The 230-nt window shown below is 67.8% G+C and carries 1 protein-coding gene; it reads left to right on the top strand.

What is annotated here, in order from left to right:
• Positions 1 to 230, top strand: a 230-nt coding sequence (locus tag SB658_RS28070; protein WP_410603888.1) for a hypothetical protein, incomplete at both ends; no start/stop codon positions are given.

The following is a 230-nucleotide window of genomic DNA, read 5'->3' as shown; positions in this document are numbered from 1 at the left end:
AGGCGCAACTGGATGGCGGCATCAGCCAGGCCAACAGCTATACCGACCAGCGTTACGCGGCGATGGCCGACAACTTCACGATGTACCAGGGCGAAGTCGACGACCGTTTCCGCCGCCAGGACAAGCGCATCGACCGCCAGGGCGCGATGAACGCGGCGATGCTCAACATGGCCACCAGCGCGGCCGGCGTGCGCACGCCGAACCGGGTCGGCGTCGGCGTCGGCTTCCAG

It is taken from the genome of Bacillus sp. SIMBA_008, from assembly GCF_046535495.1.
In the GTDB taxonomy this organism is placed as follows: domain Bacteria; phylum Bacillota; class Bacilli; order Bacillales; family Bacillaceae; genus Bacillus; species Bacillus subtilis.
This window is presented reverse-complemented; position numbering and strand designations above follow the sequence as displayed.